At 65.6% G+C, this 18,981-nt stretch carries 13 protein-coding genes; 9 read left to right on the top strand and 4 right to left on the bottom strand.

The genetic code is table 11. From position 1 onward, the window contains the following. Positions 1 to 19 precede the first annotated feature (19 nt). Complete coding sequence (locus G5C50_RS20620) at positions 20 to 559, top strand: gamma carbonic anhydrase family protein (protein ID WP_206107783.1); 540 nt, start codon at positions 20 to 22, stop codon at positions 557 to 559. Here the strand turns inward: G5C50_RS20620 and G5C50_RS20625 are convergent. Continuing rightward, positions 554 to 961, bottom strand: a complete 408-nt coding sequence (locus G5C50_RS20625) for a thioesterase family protein (protein WP_165072457.1) — start codon at positions 959 to 961, stop codon at positions 554 to 556. The genes G5C50_RS20620 and G5C50_RS20625 overlap by 6 nt on opposite strands. A gap of 411 nt (positions 962 to 1,372) precedes the next feature. Between G5C50_RS20625 and G5C50_RS20630 the strand changes: the two genes are divergently transcribed. The 3 genes from G5C50_RS20630 to G5C50_RS20640 all read left to right on the top strand — a co-directional run bounded on the left by G5C50_RS20630 (position 1,373) and on the right by G5C50_RS20640 (position 6,544). Continuing rightward, positions 1,373 to 2,668: a cytochrome-c peroxidase gene (locus tag G5C50_RS20630; protein ID WP_165072467.1), complete on the top strand. Its 1,296-nt coding sequence runs from the start codon at positions 1,373 to 1,375 to the stop codon at positions 2,666 to 2,668. A 164-nt stretch (positions 2,669 to 2,832) separates the two neighbouring features. Then, entirely contained in the window at positions 2,833 to 5,844 is a 3,012-nt protein-coding gene (locus G5C50_RS20635; protein ID WP_165072469.1) for a YfhO family protein, read from the top strand. A 4-nt stretch (positions 5,845 to 5,848) separates the two neighbouring features. Next, entirely contained in the window at positions 5,849 to 6,544 is a 696-nt protein-coding gene (locus tag G5C50_RS20640) for a hypothetical protein (RefSeq protein ID WP_240907293.1), read from the top strand. A 51-nt stretch (positions 6,545 to 6,595) separates the two neighbouring features. On the opposite strand, the gene G5C50_RS20645 is transcribed toward G5C50_RS20640, so the two are convergent. Then, positions 6,596 to 9,835, bottom strand: coding sequence for a tetratricopeptide repeat protein (locus G5C50_RS20645; protein ID WP_165072328.1), 3,240 nt, complete (start codon positions 9,833 to 9,835; stop codon positions 6,596 to 6,598). Between the two features lie 171 nt (positions 9,836 to 10,006). Between G5C50_RS20645 and G5C50_RS20650 the strand changes: the two genes are divergently transcribed. Both G5C50_RS20650 and G5C50_RS20655 read left to right on the top strand, forming a co-directional pair. Continuing rightward, the gene (locus G5C50_RS20650; protein ID WP_240907294.1) at positions 10,007 to 10,807 is read left to right on the top strand and encodes a glycosyltransferase family 2 protein; all 801 of its coding nucleotides are present in this window, start codon (positions 10,007 to 10,009) and stop codon (positions 10,805 to 10,807) included. Continuing rightward, on the top strand, positions 10,804 to 12,435 hold the full coding sequence (locus tag G5C50_RS20655) for a hypothetical protein (RefSeq protein ID WP_165072472.1): 1,632 nt from the start codon (positions 10,804 to 10,806) through the stop codon (positions 12,433 to 12,435). Before G5C50_RS20650 ends, G5C50_RS20655 begins: the two co-directional genes overlap by 4 nt. Positions 12,436 to 12,459: 24 nt before the next feature. On the opposite strand, the gene G5C50_RS20660 is transcribed toward G5C50_RS20655, so the two are convergent. Next, on the bottom strand, positions 12,460 to 13,353 hold the full coding sequence (locus tag G5C50_RS20660; protein ID WP_165072474.1) for an alpha/beta hydrolase: 894 nt from the start codon (positions 13,351 to 13,353) through the stop codon (positions 12,460 to 12,462). Positions 13,354 to 13,473: 120 nt separating this feature from the next. On the opposite strand from G5C50_RS20660, the gene G5C50_RS20665 reads away from it, so the two are divergent. Beyond that, a complete protein-coding gene (locus G5C50_RS20665; protein WP_165072476.1) occupies positions 13,474 to 15,126 on the top strand; it encodes a CTP synthase in 1,653 nt (550 codons plus the stop codon). Then, on the top strand, positions 15,123 to 16,265 hold the full coding sequence (locus G5C50_RS20670) for an N-acetylglucosamine-6-phosphate deacetylase (RefSeq protein ID WP_165072478.1): 1,143 nt from the start codon (positions 15,123 to 15,125) through the stop codon (positions 16,263 to 16,265). Before G5C50_RS20665 ends, G5C50_RS20670 begins: the two co-directional genes overlap by 4 nt. Positions 16,266 to 16,340: 75 nt before the next feature. On the opposite strand, the gene G5C50_RS20675 is transcribed toward G5C50_RS20670, so the two are convergent. Further along, positions 16,341 to 17,852, bottom strand: a complete 1,512-nt coding sequence (locus tag G5C50_RS20675; protein WP_165072480.1) for a Gfo/Idh/MocA family protein — start codon at positions 17,850 to 17,852, stop codon at positions 16,341 to 16,343. A 470-nt stretch (positions 17,853 to 18,322) separates the two neighbouring features. Between G5C50_RS20675 and G5C50_RS20680 the strand changes: the two genes are divergently transcribed. Then, on the top strand, positions 18,323 to 18,796 hold the full coding sequence (locus G5C50_RS20680; protein ID WP_240907295.1) for an SRPBCC family protein: 474 nt from the start codon (positions 18,323 to 18,325) through the stop codon (positions 18,794 to 18,796). The last annotated feature ends 185 nt before the right edge of the window (positions 18,797 to 18,981 follow it).

Raw genomic sequence — 18,981 nt, forward strand, 5'->3', positions numbered from 1 at the left:
TTACGTAGGTCTCATGATTATGTCCGACCATTCCAACGCGAAGCAACCGCGGATCGATCCCACCGTCTTCGTCGCTCCCGGCGCCATCGTCGTGGGCAACGTTCAGATCGGCGTCGATTCCAGCGTCTGGTATCAGGCCGTGATTCGCGGCGATACGGAGTCGATCCAGATCGGAGCCTCGACCAACATCCAGGACATGACGATGATCCATGCCGACCCGGGATTCCCCTGTACCGTCGGCGACCGGGTCACCGTCGGCCATCGGGCGATCCTTCACGGCTGCATCGTGGAGGACGGTTGTCTCATCGGCATGGGAGCGATCCTGCTCAATGGCGCGAAGGTCGGCGCGGGGTCGGTCGTTGGAGCCGGCGCGTTGTTGCTGGAGAAGATGGAAGTCCCTCCCGGCTCCCTCGTGGTCGGTTCGCCGGCGCGAGTCCTGCGACTGATCGGCGAATCGACCCGCGATCGGATGGACAAGTCCTGGCGGCACTACTGCGAGTTGGCTCGTCGCCATCGATCGGGGGAATTCCCGCCGTTCCAGCCCGATGCGTCCTCATGATTTCGGTGGCTTCTGCTTCTTCGCGACACGTCGGGCGAAGCGTTCGACGTCAATGACCCGGCGCTTGTGCAGGCCCTTGGCGACAGGCTCCGCCTCGTCGAACGCCTCGATCCGGAACGTAACCACCGGACCCTCGACGTGAATCACCCGGGCGCGGCAGGTCACGCGCGAGCCGATCGGGCTCGGGGCGAGATGCTCGATCTCCACCAAGGCGCCGACGCTTCGCTCGTTCTCCAGGAGACAGGCCGAGAGCGCATCGCGGGAGACGTACTCCAGATAGGCGACCAGCCAGGGGGTCGCCAGAACCGCCGGCATCCGGTCGTCGGCGAAGTTGATGCAGTTCTCCTCCACGACCTCGACGACCATCTCGCCCGTCAGGCCGATCCGGGGCGGCTGTTTCATGGTGACTCTCCGAATGGACAGTGAATCAAGAATGATTCTTGATTGGGGGCTCGTCGTTACGATATAAGAGACTCGGCCGTGTGGCGAGGCCTTCGTCGCGGCCTCGATTGGATCGGCAGGAATCGGTGATCTCGGTCGGGAAACATGCGACGACCTCGCGAAAGCTCATCCCGAGATTTCCACGGCGAGTGACATCCTGCAGCCGCAAGGGCTGCGAAACCTGAATCAACGGTCATCACTGGTCGGTTCAAGGGCACGCAGCGGTGCGCTTGAAAGCGAACCAGTCTGAAGAGCGGAAGCGATGATCCGGCCGCGGGCGGCAAGGCCTCCCTCGCGAGCCCAGGGGCCCGGCGTCACTTTCCGGCGTCCCGACCTAACCTTGTCTCGGCCTCGATCTCCCGGAGTCGGTTCATGACGATGACGAGAACGCACTGGTTGTTCGTCCCCGGTCTAGTCTTGCTGTCGGGGATGGCCTGGGTTCACCAATCCATGACGGTCGCCGCCGGGGGGGCTCCGCTCGCCGCTGCGGCGCAGGACGAGCCGAACAAGCCCGCGGACGAGGACCCCGCCAATCCCGCCGAGTTCCTCTGGCAGCGCCCCGACCCGAGCCTGATCCAGGACGAACCCCTGGCGGTGGTCGTTCCCACGGGGCTCCCTCCGTTGGCTCCCAAGACGGTCGTGCCGCTCTCCAATCCGATCACGAAGGGGAAGTACGAGCTGGGGCGGCTGCTTTACTTCGATCCTCGCATTTCGCTCGACGGCACCGTGAGCTGCGCCACCTGCCACAACCCGGACAAGGGGTGGAGCGACGGCGGGCGGACCTCCACGGGCATCGACGGTCAGCGCGGCAATCGCAACGCCCCGACCGTCTTCAACACGGCGTTCGGCAAGAACATGTTCTGGGACGGCCGCTCGCCCAGCCTTGAGGGCCAGGCGCAGGGCCCGATGGTCAACCCCGTCGAGATGGGCGAGCAGAAGCACGAAGACGTCGTCAAGCGGCTTCGGAAGATCCCCGCGTATCGCGAGGCCTTCAAGAAGGTCTTCGGCACCGATGTGACGCTCGACGGCGTGGCGAAGGCCATCGCCACCTTTGAGCGCGTCGCCGCCCTCTCGGGGAACTCGAAATTCGATCGGTACGTCACCGGCGACGTCAGCGCCCTGAACGAGAGCGAGAAGCGCGGGATGGTCCTCTTCGGCCTCCGCCTCGACCAGGACGACGAATACAAGCCCACCGTCGAGCTTCAGAAGGCCAAGTGCACGCTCTGCCACGCCGGCGCCAACTTCACGGACGAGGAGTACCATAACCTCGGAGTCGGCTGGGACGACGCCAAGAAGAAGCATGGCGACCCCGGACGCTGGGCCCCCGAACCCATCGGCCAGAAGGCCGACCTGAGCCTGGGAGCGTTCAAGACGCCGACCGTCCGCAACGTGGCCCTCAGCGGACCCTACATGCACGATGGCAGCATGAAGACGCTCGAAGAGGTGATGGACCACTACAACAAGGGGGGCACTCCCAACCCGGCGCTCGACAAGGACATGAAGCCCCTGAATCTGACGGCCCAGGAGATCGCCGACGTCATCGCCTTCATGAAGGCCCTGACCGGCGAGGTCAAGACCACGGCCGAGTTGATTCCTGCCAAGCTCCCTCCTGGCCCTGACGGCGCCTCGCCCGATCCTCACAAGGCGCTCACGCCGCCCGCCAAGTGACCGGAAGGTAGGAAGGTCCGATTCGCCCGGCGGCCTGCTCAGGAGGGCCGCCGGGCGTTCTTGCGCGCCGAGCTTCCCTCGGATTGCGACGGGGCGTCTGGGACGTGATACGATAAGCTCGTCCCGACCGCCTCATCCTCACTCTCGGGCCTTGAGACCCCTTCATGAATCGCGAGTCCGTCTGGTCGAAAGCCCTTCCGGTCGTCTGTCTGGCAGCCCTTCTGCTGGCCTGTTTCCATCGGGTCCTCTTCGACGACCAACAGTTCGCGTATCGTGACGCGGCGCATTTTTATTACCCGCTCTACGAGCGCGTGCAGCGCGAGTGGAACGCCGGGCGATGGCCGCTGTGGGAGCCCGAAGAGAACGCCGGGATGCCGCTGATGGGCAATCCGACGGCCGCCGTGCTCTATCCGGGTAAGGTCGTCTACGCGATTTTCCCCTACGCCTGGGCCGCGCGGTTGTACATCGTCGCGCACGTAGCCCTGGCGTTCGGGGCGATGTTCGCTCTGATGCGATCGCTAGGGGCGAGTTGGACGGCGAGCGGCCTGAGTTCGCTGGCTTACACGTTCGGCGGGCCGATTCTCTTCCAGTACTGCAACATCATCTACCTCGTGGGGGCCGCCTGGCTGCCGTTGGGGTTCCTGGCGGTCGACCGGTACGTGCGGCGCGGATCGAGGAGATCGCTCGTGCTGCTGGCCGTTGTGCTGACGATGCAGACGCTCGGCGGCGATCCGCAGGCCTCGTATCTCCTGGGCCTCTGCTCGGTCGCCTACTCGGCCGGGGCGGCCTGGACCCACGGACGCGGGTTTCGAGGAGCAGAGGAATCTGATCGGCCCAGCCGAGGGAAGCGTCGAGCGGCCTGGCTCGTCGCGCTGGCGATCCTGTGGACCGTCGTGACGCTGGTGATGGCTCGATTCGCCCCGTCGCTCCGGCCACACTACAACCCACCCTCTCCGACGCCCGCGCTTCTCTGGATGAGCTGGGTGCCGACACTCGTGCTGGCTCTGTGGGCCGTCGTGGCCATCGCCTACTTCTCGAGGAAGAAGCCCACGAGCGAGCGGAAGACCCTCTGGCGGCTTGTGTGCGGTCTCGGCTGCGCGGCGATCCTTGCCGGCGCCATGACGGCCGCACAACTCTTGCCGGTCGCCGAGTTCACCCAGCAAACGGTTCGTGCAGCCCAGGAAGGCCCGCACGAAATCTATCCATTCAGCGTCGAGCCCTACCGCCTGGTGGAGCTGTTCTGGCCCAACGTCTTCGGCACCTATTTCAGCGGCAACGCAAGCTGGCTCGATCGTCTTCAACTGGGCAAGGATCGAGGCAAGGTGTGGGTGCCCACCCACTACATCGGCGGAGCCGCGGTGATTCTGGCGATCGCCGCCTTCTCGTTCCGACGCGGAGATCCCGCGCGGGTTTGGTTCTCCTGGATCGTCGCCGTCACAGTGGTGGGGAGCTTCGGCGCCTATACGAGCCCGATCTGGGCGACCCGCTTCGTCGCCGACAAGCTGAGCCCGGGAACGCCGCCCATCGGCGACCTCGATCCGGCGAACGGCACACCGTTGCGGAAAGACGGATTCCTCCGCGACGGCGACGGCGGCGCCTACTGGGCGATGACCACGTTCCTGCCGGGATTCCGCCAGTTTCGGTTCCCCGCCAAGTTGATGACGTTCTCCGTCCTTGGCATTGCGGTCCTGGGAGGACTGGGATGGGACGACCTGACGCGAGGCCGATCGCGTCGCGTCGTCAGGCTGGCGCTCGGCCTCCTGGGCGTGTCGACGCTGTTGGCGATCGTTGTGCTTGTGGGGAGAGGGCCGATCTTGCAGTGGCTGGAAAAAGGGCCGCAGTCCAGCGCCTTCGGCCCGTTCGAGCCACAGACGGCCTACCGTGAGACGCTGACGGCGCTCGTTCAAGCGGCGCTCGCGGCGGCGGCCTTGATCGCGATCGTCCGAACGTTCACCCGAAGGCCCGCCCTGGCTGGCGCCGCCGTGCTCGTCCTGGCGACGATCGACCTAACGCTGGCGAATCGCCGCATGATCGCCACGGTCCCGCAGTCACTCTTCGAAACGCCCCCGGAGGTTCTGGCCCACATCGAGAAGGCCGAGAAGGAGAAGCCGGCCGACGGGCCCTTCCGCATCCACCGCTCGCCGATCTGGAACCCGCCTGGCTGGCTTACGCACTCCTCGACGGATCGCGTTCGGGACTTCATGATCTGGGAGCGCGGCACGATCCAGCCCAAGTACGGCATCAACTACGGCGTGGAATACACGCATACGATCGGGGTCGCGGAGCTTTACGACTACGAATGGTACTTCGGCGGATTTCCCTTCTCCACGAGCCCGGAGTTCGCTCGAAGTCTGGGGATCAAGCCGGGCGAGAAGGTCGTCTACTTCCCGCGCCGGTCGTTCGACATGTGGAACACCCGATACTTCATCCTCCCTTCGTTCACGAGCGACTGGATGGACGAGGATCGCGGCTTCGCGGCCTTCGTTTTCGACTCTGAGATCATCGTCCCGCAGAAGGAGGGGCCGGACACCCCGGAGTCGACCGCCAAGGCCCGGGAGTGGGTGGAGACGAAGGATTACCAGATCCGTCGGAATCGCCGATGGTTTCCGCGGGCGTGGATCGTCCATGGCGCGGTCGAACTGCCCAAGATCACGGGGCTCACGCGGGAGGCCCGAACCGCTCCGATGATGGACATCATGTACGACGACCAGGATCCGATCTGGCGAGATCCCACGCGCGTCTCGCGCAACCCGCACGAGGTCGCCTGGATCGAAGAAGCGGACGCGATCACGCTCGCCCCGTTCACCCGTCGCACGCCCGTCAGGCCCTCGGAAAAGGTTCAGGTCGCTTATCCCGAGTCGACTCGCGTCGAACTGACGGCGACTTTGGAGACGCCGGGGATCGTCGTTCTGGCCGACGTCTACTATCCGGGCTGGAAACTCACCATCGACGGCCAGCCGGCTTCAGTCTATCGCGTGAACCGCATGATGCGCGGGGCGGCGCTTGCGGCGGGGACTCACAAGCTCGTTTATACGTATGAACCGATGTCGTTCCGGATCGGTCTGGCGGTCACGGTCGTCGGACTGGTCGCGACGCTCGGTCTGGCCTCGCTGGCGATCCGGCGGCCTCGCACACCGCTCCCCTGGACTCAGGGGGGGCCGACAGAGGGAGAGTGAACCGATGATGAAGAGATCCGTTCTCCGCACCGCCGCGTTCCCGGTCGTCCTGGCCTGGGCGGGGGCAGTCCAGGGTCAGACGGCGGCGCAGCCGAAGATCCAGCCCGGCCCCAACGAGCCCGACTGGGTCGTCGTGCTGAAGGACCGCTACGGGCTTTCCATGTTCGGCGACCTCCTCAATCCGGTCAAAACGACCGCCACGGCCACGCCAGGGCTGTTCCGCAAGGCCGGGCCGGGACCCGTGATCTACCGCCCGGTCATCGCGCTAGGGCTTGAGACGAAGAACCGGGGCGGCTGGTATCGTCCGGCCGCCGACGCCGCGCCGGAGAAGATGGAACTCTGGTCGTACGTGTTCAAGAACACGACCAAGGATCTGGAGTCGGGCGCGAACCTGCCGCCGCCGATCGATTCGGCGTCGAAGATCGAATTCGAGCCGGGCGACGCGCCGTTCGGCCTCTGGATCTCCAACGACGGCCTGAACGACGGCGGGGTGTTCTCGGAGCCGGCCCAGGTCGCCCGAGTCAACAAGCGGCTTGCGAGCCAGCCCTACAAGGCCATGATCTACCCCTACCGCGACAAGGCCACGGGGAAGGACGTTCCCAACAGCTACCTCATCGGCTGGGAATATTCCACCAACGACGACTTCCAGGACGTCGTCTGCCGGATCGACAACGTCGTGCTCGTCGAACCGGCGAAGTGAACCGAACCCCGCGCGGGCGGACGAATCGCCCGCGCGGGCATTGCCGGGCGATCAAGGAGCCTTGGCGGCCTCGGGCTTCGCCACCTCGGCGGGGGCCGCGGGCTTGGGCGCCTCGGCCGGAGTTGGAGCCGGGGCAGGAGCCGTTGCGGCCGGTTGCACAGGTTCCGGCTTGCCGAGCTTGTCGAGGTAATACTCGATCAACGGCTTGACCGCGAGGTCGGAGGATAGCTCCAGGGCCTTGGCGAAGTGGACGGCCGCCTGTTGCGGCTCGCCCCATTCGAGGAGGCACTGGGCCGTGTCGAACTCCCAACTCGCCTGACGGCTGAGCATGGGCCCGACGGCGGCGGCTTCGTTGGTGGTCGCGACGAGATCGCCGTGCATCGAGCGAACGGCCACCCCGAGCGCCCGATTGGTGCGGTCGTAGGCCAGTCGAGGCAGAGCCTGCGTCTGCCAGAGCATCGACGCGTACGAGTAATTGCCCATCAGCTTGTAGACCAGGCCCTGACGGAACGAGGCGATCGAGGGTTCACCCAGATTCGGATCCGCGCCGGCGGAGGGCTTGATGATCTCCAGCGACCGCTCGGGCTGGCCCGTGCTGCAGTAGAGGTCGACGAGCTGGGGCTTCACCACGGTTGGGCTCAGGTTGCTACGGTCGGCGTCCTCGAACTGGGTGATCGCCAGCCCCACCGCGCCCTGGTTGAGCGCGAACTGACCGAGTTCGATCGGCCCCGCCTGACGCTCGATCTGGAGGCTGCTCATCGCCTGCTCGATCTGGCCGATCTGCTGGTTGTACTGATCGAGGGTCGTCTGATACTGGGCGCGAGCCTCCTGATTGAGGTCGCCGGCTTTCGCGGTGTCGAAGACGGCCTGCAACTCGTCGCGGGCTAGGTCGACGAAGCCGAGCTGCGAGTAGGCGTCGAACAGGTCGAAGTGGAGAGAGATCAACTCCATCCGTTCCTGCTGAGTACGAACCGGCGGAGTGGTCTCCACGGCGTACTTCAGCGCGGTCACGACCTGACGGATCCGCTCGTTCATCAGCGTGCCGGAGGGCTTGATCGCGGCGATCCGGTCGCGGTTCTCGGGCGTCAGTTTGATGCCGGAGATCAGAGCGGCCTCTTGCTGGGCGAGGGCTCGATAGGCGATGGCGAGCAATCGATAGGCCGAGAAATCGTCCGGGTTCTGGGCGAGGGCGCCGCGGGCCTCGCGGATCGCCATCAAGCAGCGGGCCGGGTCGGGAGGAGCAGGGGTGCCGTCGGGGTTCGTCCCGCCGGCCAGCCAGCGCCGAGCGGCGTTGGTCTGAGACCGCGGCGGCGTCAGCGATCGGCTCCGGACGATGTCGTCGATGAACTCGACGGGCGTCGGCGGCCGGTCGGGCGCAGGGCTCGGGGATGCGAGCTTGTAGGCTCGCCGCTCGGGTTCGAGGCGTCGGTCGCGGAAGGTGACCACGTCCGGCTCAGCGGCGTCGGCTCGGCCGAACATCGTCACTCGTCCGTCGTCGTAGAACGGGATCCAGTTCGGGCTCTGCGAGAGCTTCTGACGGGTGTTCGGGGCCGACTCGTCGACCATGACGGCCGAGATCTTGTACTCGTCGAGGATGGGCTTCCAGACCGCGGCGTCGTCGTCGCGGAGGGCGTTCAGAAGCGTCCGGTGCTTCTCCTGGATCTCGGACGGGAAGAGGAGCGAGCGGCTGTCGACGAAGGTTTTACGCGTCGGGCCCGCCTTCCAGACGATGGCGTCGCCCTCGCCGAGACTCCAGTTGAAGACGTTCCCCTTGATCCCCTCGCTCGTCGCCAGGAAGTCGGCCGCCTTGAAGGAGAAATCGTCGGGGTCGAAGCCGAAGCCGAAGCGAAGATCGCCCAGAGACTTGCCGTAGCCGGTGATGGCCATGCTGGTGCAAATGAAGAGGAGCGCCAGGGTGACCAGTCGCCCGCCCGTCGACCAGGTGGTCCAACCGCTTCCCAGTCGCCCGGAGGTCCCGAACTTCCGCTGATACCACTCCTGCCCGTTGAGCGTGGCGACCGCCGCCAGCACCACCGCGAATTCGGCCGCGTAGCGGATGTAGAAGGCCCACGCGACGGCCACGACCACGAACGGCAGGAGCCGCGCCCAGGAGAATCCCTTCGCGTTCAGCACGAACGTCGCCAGCCCGCCACCGACGCAGATGAAGTAGAAGATCATCCACAAATGCCAGACTCCGCCGTACTGCGGGGACCGGATCGTCGGCCCGAAGTACGAGAGCTGGCTGAGAGTCGGGAGGGCCTTCGACCCGCTGAAGAAGCTCGTGATCGGTTCCAGGGCGGCGGGATAGATCCAAATGTGCGAGGGGTTGAGCACCGCGACCAGGGCGCACACCGACAAGATGACGCCTGCAAGAGCCGCTGTGATCGGCGGCGGGGCATCGGTTTCCTCGACTCGGAGACTCCTGGAAGAGGCGGGCGTTTCCCCCTTCTTGCCGTCGAGGAACCTGCCGAGGGTCGCGGCCCCGAAAATCAGCAACCCGAGGAGGAACGTCGGATCGACGTTCGCCCAGAGGAGGAACAGCGGAATCAGAGCGTACAGGGCGAATCGCGAGGAATGCTGGAAGGCCCGGAAGAGCAGGAGCACCTCGACGGCCAGGAAGAAGGTGCTCCAGGTGGTGGAGTCGACGATCGCGGGCTGGCCGATCCCCCCGAGCATCAGCCCCCCCGGCGCAACGGCCGCCCCGAGCGCCAGAGCCGTGCAGACTGCGGACCACCACAGACCGGGGCCCTTGTGACGGACCTTGATCAGGACGAAGGCCGTCGCCAGTCGGAGCAAGGCCGTCAGAGCCACCAGCGCGCCGGTGGCGACCTGTTCAGCCGAGGCTCGGTGGGCGGTCGGGTCGTCCTGGGATTCTGGAACCATCCCGTAGACCATGTCGTAGACCGCCGCCGAGACCGTCTGGAACAGCCAGGGGACGTTCACCCACCGCTTGCCTTCCTCCGTGTAGGAGAAGGAGTCGGTCAGGACGGGCGACCCCTGACGGATGATCTCGCGGCCCATCTGGAGATTCGACCAGAGCGGGGCGTGGTTGGTCCGGACCGCCGACGTGACGAACGCCAGCAGCAGCACGGCGCCCAGGACGTAGAGGTCGTAATAGGCGTTCCACTCGGTGACCCGCTCTGGGGTCCAGGGTTCGGGCTGCGCCTCGGGCTCATCGTCGCCCTCGGGCGTCGCGACGCCCTCTGCGTCGGATGGGACGGCTCGACGGGGATCGTCGTCGTCGCGGTGGGGCTTGCCAGAGGGGGAAGAGGAGGCGTCGGATCGTGTCATGAGACTCAGCCGGCAAAGGAATCCGAAAATGATGGCGAAATCGAACCCTGGTCGGGAGGCGCAGCGCGCAATCCGATCGAGGTAGCGAAGGCTTCATGCTAGAAGCCGCCGCCGAGGGTGGTCAAGGGGGGTGGGGGGGCGGTCGTTGACTTCGAGGGGGCCGCACCTAGAATGCGTAAGTTCACGAAGGCGGCCGACGTCGACAACCCTTGCCAAGCGACGCCGCACCTCGTCACACGCCGGGATACCTCGCCGATGAAGCTCCTCACCGCGATCCCCGTCCATAACGAGGAAAAGTACCTCGAAGAGGTGCTCGCCCAGGTTCTTAAATACGCCGACGACGTTCTGGTCGTCGACGACGGTTCCAAGGACCGAACGCCTGAGCTGCTGAAGAAGTTCCCCGTCCGCGTGATTCGGCACGAGACGAACCAGGGATACGGCGCCGGCCTCAAGACGGCGTTCGCCGCGGCGCTCGAAGGGGGATACGAGGGGCTCGTCACGCTCGATTGCGACGGCCAGCATGAACCCGCGCTGATTCCCGAAATCGCCGCCGGGCTCGCCGAGGCGGACATCGTCTCCGGCAGCCGCTACCTCCAGGTGTTCGATCCTTCGCAGCGGCCCCCCGAAGAGCGCAGGAAAATCAACGTCGAGGTGACCCGCTGGCTGAACGAATGCCTGGGCCTCAACCTGACCGACGCCTTCTGCGGGTTCAAGGCGTACAACCGCCGCGCATTGGAGTGCTTTGACATCACCGATCTTGGGTACGCCATGCCGCTGCAGGCGTGGGTCCAGGCGGTGAAGCACGGGCTGAAGATCGTCGAGGCGCCCGTCCCGTTGATCTACCTGGACGAATCCCGGGCGTTCGGCGGCTCCCTGGACGATTCGACCTACCGGCTGAACCATTACCGGAAGGTCTTCGCCGACGCGCTTGAGCGTGCAGGCCTGGAAGTCGCGGGGGGCTGTCGGGGATGAAAGCCACCCGCCTGCGGGCTCCCTCTCATGACGGCGGCCTGCTGGCGGAACCTCCGCTTGATCGGGCTCCGTCGCTCGCCGAGGCCAACGTCGACCGTCTCGCTTCCTGGGATCATGATTTCCAGGGGCGGAGGGCGTCGTGGCTCCGTCCGTTCGTGCGGACTCAGGCCGTCGAGGCGGCGCGAGGGTATCTTGCGACGATCGGCGTCGAGCCGCCGGACGTTCCCGACGAGCCGAGCGGGTTGATCGTCACTGGGCATCAGCCGGAGATGTATCACCCGGGCGTCTGGGTCAAGAACTTCGCCGCCGCCGCGATCGCATCAAGGCGTGGGACGGCCGCGCTGAACGTCATCGTCGACGACGACATCCCCAAATCGGCGTCGATCCGCGTGCCTCACCTGAAGGACGGTCGACTGGCCGTCGGCCGGGTGGAGTTCGACCGCTGGGACACCGAGGCCCCCTATGAGGATCTCCCCGTTCACGACGAGGAACTGTTCGCTTCCTTCGGCGAACGGGTTCGCGCAGAACTTGGGGGGCTCATCTCCGACCCTCTCATCGATGATTTCTGGCCCGAGGTCGCTCGTGAGCGCGAAAGCGGCCTGATGCTGGGGCTTCGGCTCGCGGCGGCTCGGCGGCGGATCGAGGAATCGTGGGGCGTCTCAAACCTGGAGGTTCCGTTCAGCCGCGTCTGCCAGAGCGAGGGGTTCTACTGGTTCGCCTGCCACATTTTGGCCAACCTGGCCAGGTTCCAGTCCGTTCACAACAAGGCCCTGCGCGAGTATCGAACCCTCTACGGGATCCGGAGCAAGAATCATCCGGTCTCGGCCCTGAAAGCCGAAGGCGAGTGGTTGGAGGCGCCGTTCTGGGTCTGGCGTGCTGGCAGACCTCGCCGCCGTCCGCTGATGGTCCGGCAGGGTCCGACGAGCATGCTCCTGCGGATCGCCGACGAGGATGAGGCGTTCATCGAGCTTCCGCTCGCTCCGGATCGCGAGGCCTGCTGCGCCGTCGAGCGGCTGATGGATCTCCCCCTGACCGACGTCCGCCTGCGGACCCGCGCCCTGACGACCACCATGTTCAGTCGCTTCCTGCTGAGCGACCTGTTCATCCACGGGATCGGCGGCGCGAAGTACGACGAACTGGGAGACGCGATCGCCCATCGCTTCTTCGGCGTCGAGCCCCCCTCGTTCCTGACCCTCTCGCTGACCTCGTGGCTCGGGTTGCCTCAGACGTCCGCGTCCGCGGCCACCCTCGCGGCTCTCGATCGCGAGTCGCGGGTCCTCGAATACAATCCGGACCAGCGTCTCGGCGACGACCTCACCCCCGAACAGATCAGGCTCGTTGAGGAGAAGGCTCGTCTCATCGCCGAGGATCCCGAAACTCACCGCGCACGCAAGGATCGATTCCGGCGGATTCGGGCCATCAACGAGGCCCTTCATCCCGCTGTGGCCGAGCGATCCCAGAACCTTCGCGACGAACGTGCGACGATCGTCCGCGAGGTTGAGGAGAACCGGCTGGCCAGGAGCCGCGAATACGCCGTCGTGCTCCACTCCAGTGAGCGATTGCGACAGGTGATGATGGGAGTCGTCGAGACGCTCGTCGAGCCTGTTGCGGAACCTTCGGATTCCTGACGACGGCGTGGGGCTGCCCTGGCCTCACGGCTTGAGATAACGAGTCAGGAAAGCCTCAGCGGCCTCGTGTTCTGCGCGGCCGAAACCGACGCCATGGCCGCCTCCCTTCACGGTGCGGAACTCGACCGGGACACCGGCCGCCTGGAGGGCGTCGACCAGGAGGACGCTCTGACCGTGTGGGACCAGGGGGTCGTGGTCGCCGTGCACGACGAGGAATGGGGGCGTCTGCTTCGAGACGTAGGTGATCGGGTTGGCCTTCGCGGCCTTCTCCTTCTCCTGCTGGATGGGGCCGCCGAGCAAACGCGATTCGGGCGAACCAGGCGAATCGTGCTCCATGCTCTTGGGAAGGGCCTTTGACTGCTCGGTCATCTTCGTGAAATCGGTCGGGCCGAAGAAGTCGACGACGCAGCTCACATGGCTGGAAACGTCCAGGTTCCCGCCGACGTCGAAAGTCTTCGTCCCTCCCGTCGTCCCGAGCATCGCGACGAAGTATCCGCCCGCCGACGAGCCCCACGCGCCGAAACGCTCTGGATCGATGCCATATTCCTTTGCGTGCTTCCGCAGCCATCGGACGGCCGCCTTGCAGTCCTCGACCGGCGCGGGGAAGATCGCGTCCTGGGAGAATCGATAGCCCAGGCTGGCGACGGCAAAGCCTTTCTGAAGCAACGCGAGCGCCGGATTGCCTCCCCGTTTATCGCCGGCCATGAACGCCCCACCGTGAATCCAGATCACGAGGGGCTTCGGCCCGTCCCCCGGCGGGATGAACAGGTCGAGCTTCTGACGGAGGTGGCCGTTCTCGACGTACGCGGCGTCCCAGACGGCCCGAGTCCCTTCGGGGGCCTGCCTTGGGAGCGGCGGATCTTCGGCGGCGAAAGCGGCCAGGGCCAACGTGCAGGGGATCGCCAGAAACAGGGACATCAGAGCCTCCTCGATCGATGTCGAGCCGGACCTGGAAGCGCCGACCTCGCGAAGTCCGGCCTCGTCCGGTATACTAGGCTTTTACCCCCCCTGTACAGTCTCACCCATCAAGGTTAGGCGATGGCCAAGCACATCTTCGTGACGGGCGGAGTGGTCAGCTCGCTCGGCAAGGGGCTCACCTGCGCGTCGATCGGGATGATCCTGGAGCAACGCGGGCTGCGGGTGCGGCTCCAAAAATTCGATCCCTATATCAACGTCGATCCGGGCACGATGAGCCCGTATCAGCACGGCGAGGTCTACGTCCTCGACGACGGTTCCGAGACCGATCTCGACCTCGGCCACTACGAGCGGTTCACCCACGCCAAGCTCACCAAAGACTGCAACTACACGACCGGCAAGATCTACCTCTCCGTCATCCAGAAGGAGCGGGAAGGTCGGTACTACGAGGGGAAGACCGTGCAGGTCATCCCTCACGTCACCGATGAGATCAAGGCGGCCGTCCACCAGATGGCGACCGACGACGTCGACGTCGTCATCACCGAGATCGGCGGCACCGTCGGCGACATCGAAAGCCTGCCGTTCCTGGAGGCGATCCGTCAGTTCGCCCTCGACGTCGGCCGCGAGAACTGCGTCTACATCCACCTGACGCTGGTTCCATATCTCAAGGCCGCCGCCGAACTGAAGACGAAGCCGACCCAGCACTCCGTCGGCGCGCTCCGACAGATCGGCATCCAGCCCGACATCCTGATCTGCCGAACCGAGCACCCGATCCCCGGCGACGAGAAGGACAAGATCGCCCTCTTCTGCAACATCGAGAAGAAGGCCGTCATCGAGGAGCGCGATCGCCAGTACAGCATCTATGAGGTGCCGCTCAGCCTGGTGCAGAACGGCCTCGACAACCTGCTGGTCAAGCGGCTCGGTCTGAAGGCCAGCCCGATCGACCTGACCGTCTGGTCCGACATGGTCGAGCGGCTGGTGCACCCGAAGCACGAGGTCCGGATCGGCGTCGTCGGCAAGTACATGAAGCATCGCGACGCGTACAAGTCCGTGTACGAGTCGCTCGACCACGCTGGCATCGCCCACCGGGCGCGGGTGTCGGTCGTCCGGATCGAGGCCGAGGAAGTCAGCGCCCGCGGAGCCGACGCCCTGCTGGGCGGCATCGACGGCTTGCTCGTCCCCGGCGGCTTCGGCATGCGGGGGATCGAGGGGAAGATCGAAGCCATCCGCTACGCTCGCACGCGGGGCATCCCGTTCTTCGGGATCTGCCTGGGGATGCAGTGCGCGGTGATCGAGTATTCCCGCAGCGTGCTCGGACTCGAGGACGCCAACAGCACTGAGTTCGAGAAGGACTGCGAGCACCCGGTCATCGCACTGATGGAAGAGCAACTCGCCGTCACCAAGCGCGGCGGGACGATGCGGCTGGGGGCCTGGCCGTGTGCGCTGGAGCCGAACTCGCTGGCTCGCAAGGCGTACGGCCAGGAGCAGATCTCCGAGCGGCACCGGCACCGATACGAGTTCAACAACGCCTATCGCGAGCCGCTGGAAAAGGCCGGCCTGACCGCCTCGGGCAAGAGTCCGGACGGCCAGATCGTCGAGATCGTCGAGATGGCCGATCATCCCTGGTTCGTCGCCGTCCAGTTCCATCCCGAATTCCAGTCCAAGCCGACCGATCCCCATCCCCTTTTCCGCGACTTCATTGGCGCGGCGCTTCAGCGCCGTGAGGCGGGTCGGACGGCCGCGGACGGTGCCGCCGCAAAGGCGGCGACCCCATGATCGTCACCGCACGAGATTGGAACGATGGCCGTTGGATCGAGGTCGAGGTCGTCGACGGGGCGATCGCCCGGGTCGAAGCCCTCGATCCCGCGCGGCCGGCTTCCCCGGACGACCCCTTCATCGCGCCGGCGTTCTGGGACATTCAGACGAACGGTCGCTGGGGCCATTCGTTCTCCAGCTCCGACCTGACCGTCGAACAGGTCGTCGACATCGTCCGCGCCCAGCGGAACCTCGGCGCGGGGCGGATCTGCCCGACGCTCATCACGGCGCCGCCTGAGCACACGCTGCACGGGCTGCGGACGATCGCCCAGGCGTGCGACGAGAATCCCGACGTCGACCGCATGGTGGTCGGGATTCACCTGGAAGGGCCGTTCCTCTCCGAGAAGACCGGCTATCGCGGGACTCACCCCGCCGAGTGCATGCGCGACCCGGACTGGAGCCTCTTTGAGAAGTTCCAGGAGGCGTCGGGCGGTCGGGTCGTCTTGATGACGCTCGCGCCGGAGCGTGAAGGTTCCGCCGAGTTCATCCGTCGAGCCGTCGCCGCCGGGATCGCCATTTCCCTCGGTCACACGGCGACCGACGCCGATGCCCTCGCCGCCGCGGTCGACGCCGGCGCGACGCTGAGCACCCACCTGGGGAACGGCATCGTCGCCGAACTTCCGCGACACCCGAATCCGATCTGGCTTCAGGCGGCCGAGGATCGGCTCTACGCATCGTTGATCGCCGACGGCCACCACTTGGGGCCGGCGGCGCTTCGCGTCTTCGCCCGTGCCAAAGGCTGGAATCGGCTGATCCTGGTCAGCGACGCCGGCTGGCTCGCCGGGCTTCCCGCAGGCAATTACGGAGCCTGGGACGTCGACCCCTCAGGCAAGATCGTGCTGGCTGGTACGCCGTATCTCGCCGGTTCGGCGCTGGGGCTGGAGGTGGGGCTTAGGGTTCTCGACGCCGTCGAGCCTGCCTTTCCTCGGCCCTTGCTCGACACGGTCACGACCAACCCGGCCCGGCTGCTGAAGCGGCCTGAACCGCGCTTAGCCGTCGGCGAGCCGGCGGAATTCGTCCTGTTGCGTCGGCCGGCTCCCGGCGGACTGACCCTGGAGCGGACGTGCATCGGCGGCGAGTGGTTTGAACGGGCAGACTGAGTTCAGCGGACGGGTCCTTCGAAACGACAAGGCCCCGCGGAAATCCGCGGGGCCTTGCTGATTAACGGAGCTTGCTCAGGCGTGGTCGGCCGGGTCGCGGCCGTCGACCCACGCGCCTTCGAGCTTCTGGTATTCGGGCGGAACCAGGAGCGAGCCGGTTTCGCCGGCCTTCCAACCCATGACCTGGGTCGGCTTGCCGCGGAGCTTGCTGCGCTCTTCCCAGCGGGCGGCCCAGGCGCTGTCGGCGGAGACGACGGAGCCGTCTTCCTTGTTGATGTAGTAGGCTTTGCCTTCGCGGTGCGACTTGACGCCCAGGTTGACGGTGGCGATCGCGGCGTAGCCGAGTTCGACCGGGCAGAGCGTTTCGGGGTTGCGCGAACGGCAGCAGCCGAGGAAGTGCTCCCACAGGGCGCGGGTGTCTTCATGGGGCTGGGTCGGGTTGAACTTGTCGCCGCCTTCGCCCATGTTGGCGCCCGGAGGGGCCGGACGGCTGGACAGCTTCTGCTGCGAGATCGTGTAGCCGTTGCTCGGCGTACGATCGAAGGTCATCGTGGCGTTGTGGCCGCGGATGACTTCGGGGAGCTGGGTGTCGTTGCACATGGTGGCCGAGATGAGGACCTGGCAGCCCTCGTCGTAGTCGGCGACCACGGTGGCGACGTCCGGCACGTCGCGGCCGTCATATTCCATGTACAGGCCGCCGGCGCCAACGACCCGCCGGGGCAGGCGGACGCCCATCGCCAGGATCAGGTGGGTGAGCTGGTGGACGAAGAGGTCGGTGTACATGCCGCCGCCGAAATCCCAGTAGCAGCGCCACTGGGCGTAGCGGGCGCGGTCGAACGGCTGGTCCGGGGCTAGACCGAAGTCGGTTCCCAGGAACATCTTCCAGTCGACCGTCTTGGGGGTCATGTCCTTGGTCAGCTTGTAGTACCGCCACTGGCCGACTTCGCTGTTTCGGTAGTACGAGGTCTGCCCCTGCATGACCTTGCCGATCTTGCCCTCGGTGATCTGCTTGTTGGCGTCGCGCCACCGGGGATCGGCCGTCGACTGCACGCCGACCGTGAAGACCTGCTTGGTCCGATTGACGGTCTCGACGAGCTTGCGGGCTTCGTCGATGGTGTGCGTCATCGGCTTCTCGCAATAAACGTCCTTGCCGGCGTTCATCGCGTCTTCGGACATCTTCGCGTGCCAGTGGTCGGGCGTGGCGATCAGGACGACGTCGATGTCCTTGTTTTCAAGGAGGCGACGGTAGTCCTTGGTGATCCTGTCCTTGTCCTTGCCCTCGGCGTCGAGCCCGACCTTCTTCGCCGAGTAGTAGAGGCCGCGCTTGGCCTCGTCGTTGCCGTCCCACACGTCGCAGAGGCCGACGATGTCGACGAGCTTGGTCTCTTCCTTCAGACGGCCCAGGATGCGGAGGTGCTCCTGAGCGCGACCGCCAGGGCCAAGGATGCCGACGTTGATCCGGTCGTTCGCGCCCTTGACGGCGCCGACGGCGGGGTGAGCGAAGGTTCCGACGGCCGCCGCCGCGCCGGCGGCTGCGCCGGTCGTCTCCAGGAAGGTGCGACGGCTCACCAGGGGTTTGTTCTGCATTCTGAAGATCTCCGGGCAGGAATAGAATACGGAGGAGACGACCGTAAGCGATCGGAGCGGCGGGCGAGGGATCGGACGGCGCGGACTCACCAGGTCGGCAAACGAGCCCGACAGCATGGATCTCTCGGCCGACGGTTTCGACTTCAGGCTACCCCTCTCGGGACTGGCCAGTCAAGGACCCGCCGGCTTGTGCGAGGGCGTTGCAAGTATAGCCGGGTCTCCTCCACGGAAGGCCTCGACCTTGACCCATTCCCGCGCGAATCGCCCGAACGACCCTTATTCACCGGCGGAAGCATGTAGATTCAGTGATCCGTAGACTCGCCGTGAACGCCCCGGTTTCCCTGAGCCGCGCAGTCCACTGTCGAACGACTCGATGCGGCTCGGCGAACAAATAGGCTGGATCGTGGCACCCGCATTTGTTAAAAACGTGGATGAAGCATGATTGCGTTTATCGTCCTTTGGAGTCGGCCGTGTCGCTCAAGCGGTTCGTCAAGGAATCCCGAATCGCGGCCCCTCCTGAGGAGGTCTTCGCCTTCTTCGAGCGTCCTGACGCTTTTGAGAAGTTGATCCCGCCGGATGAGGACGTCGAACTTCTGAAGGCGCCTCGCTCTCTAAACGTCGGGACGCGCGTCGTCATTCGGACCCGACTCGGCCCATTTCCGATCGAATGGGAGGTCGAGCACATCGAATACATTCCCGGCCGGCTGTTCGTCGACCGACAGGTTCGAGGCCCCTTCGCCGCCTGGACGCACCGCCACGAATTCAACGACGACGGCCAGGGGGGAACGATGCTCAGGGACGTGGTGGACTACGCGCCGCCGGGAGGAATGCTCGGGGCGGCGGTGGGGGGACGATTCCTCGAATCCAAGCTCGCGAAACTCTTCGAGTATCGTCATCAGGTCGTTCGCAGCGCACTCGAAAACTCTGACGGCGAAACCGGTTGAACTCCGACGGGTTCCATATCGTAGACTCTAAAGGGGAGCGCCGAGGATCTTCATCGGACTTTCGTCGCGCCCCCCATCGAATAAGCTTCTCGGTCGAACGTCAGTAGGGTAGACTCCCGGATAGTGTGTGTGGATCGACGGGCAGGAGCCGACGCCCCCTCTCCCACTCTATGGCGACGGTTTCG

This window comes from Paludisphaera rhizosphaerae (assembly GCF_011065895.1).
GTDB classification, from domain to species: domain Bacteria; phylum Planctomycetota; class Planctomycetia; order Isosphaerales; family Isosphaeraceae; genus Paludisphaera; species Paludisphaera rhizosphaerae.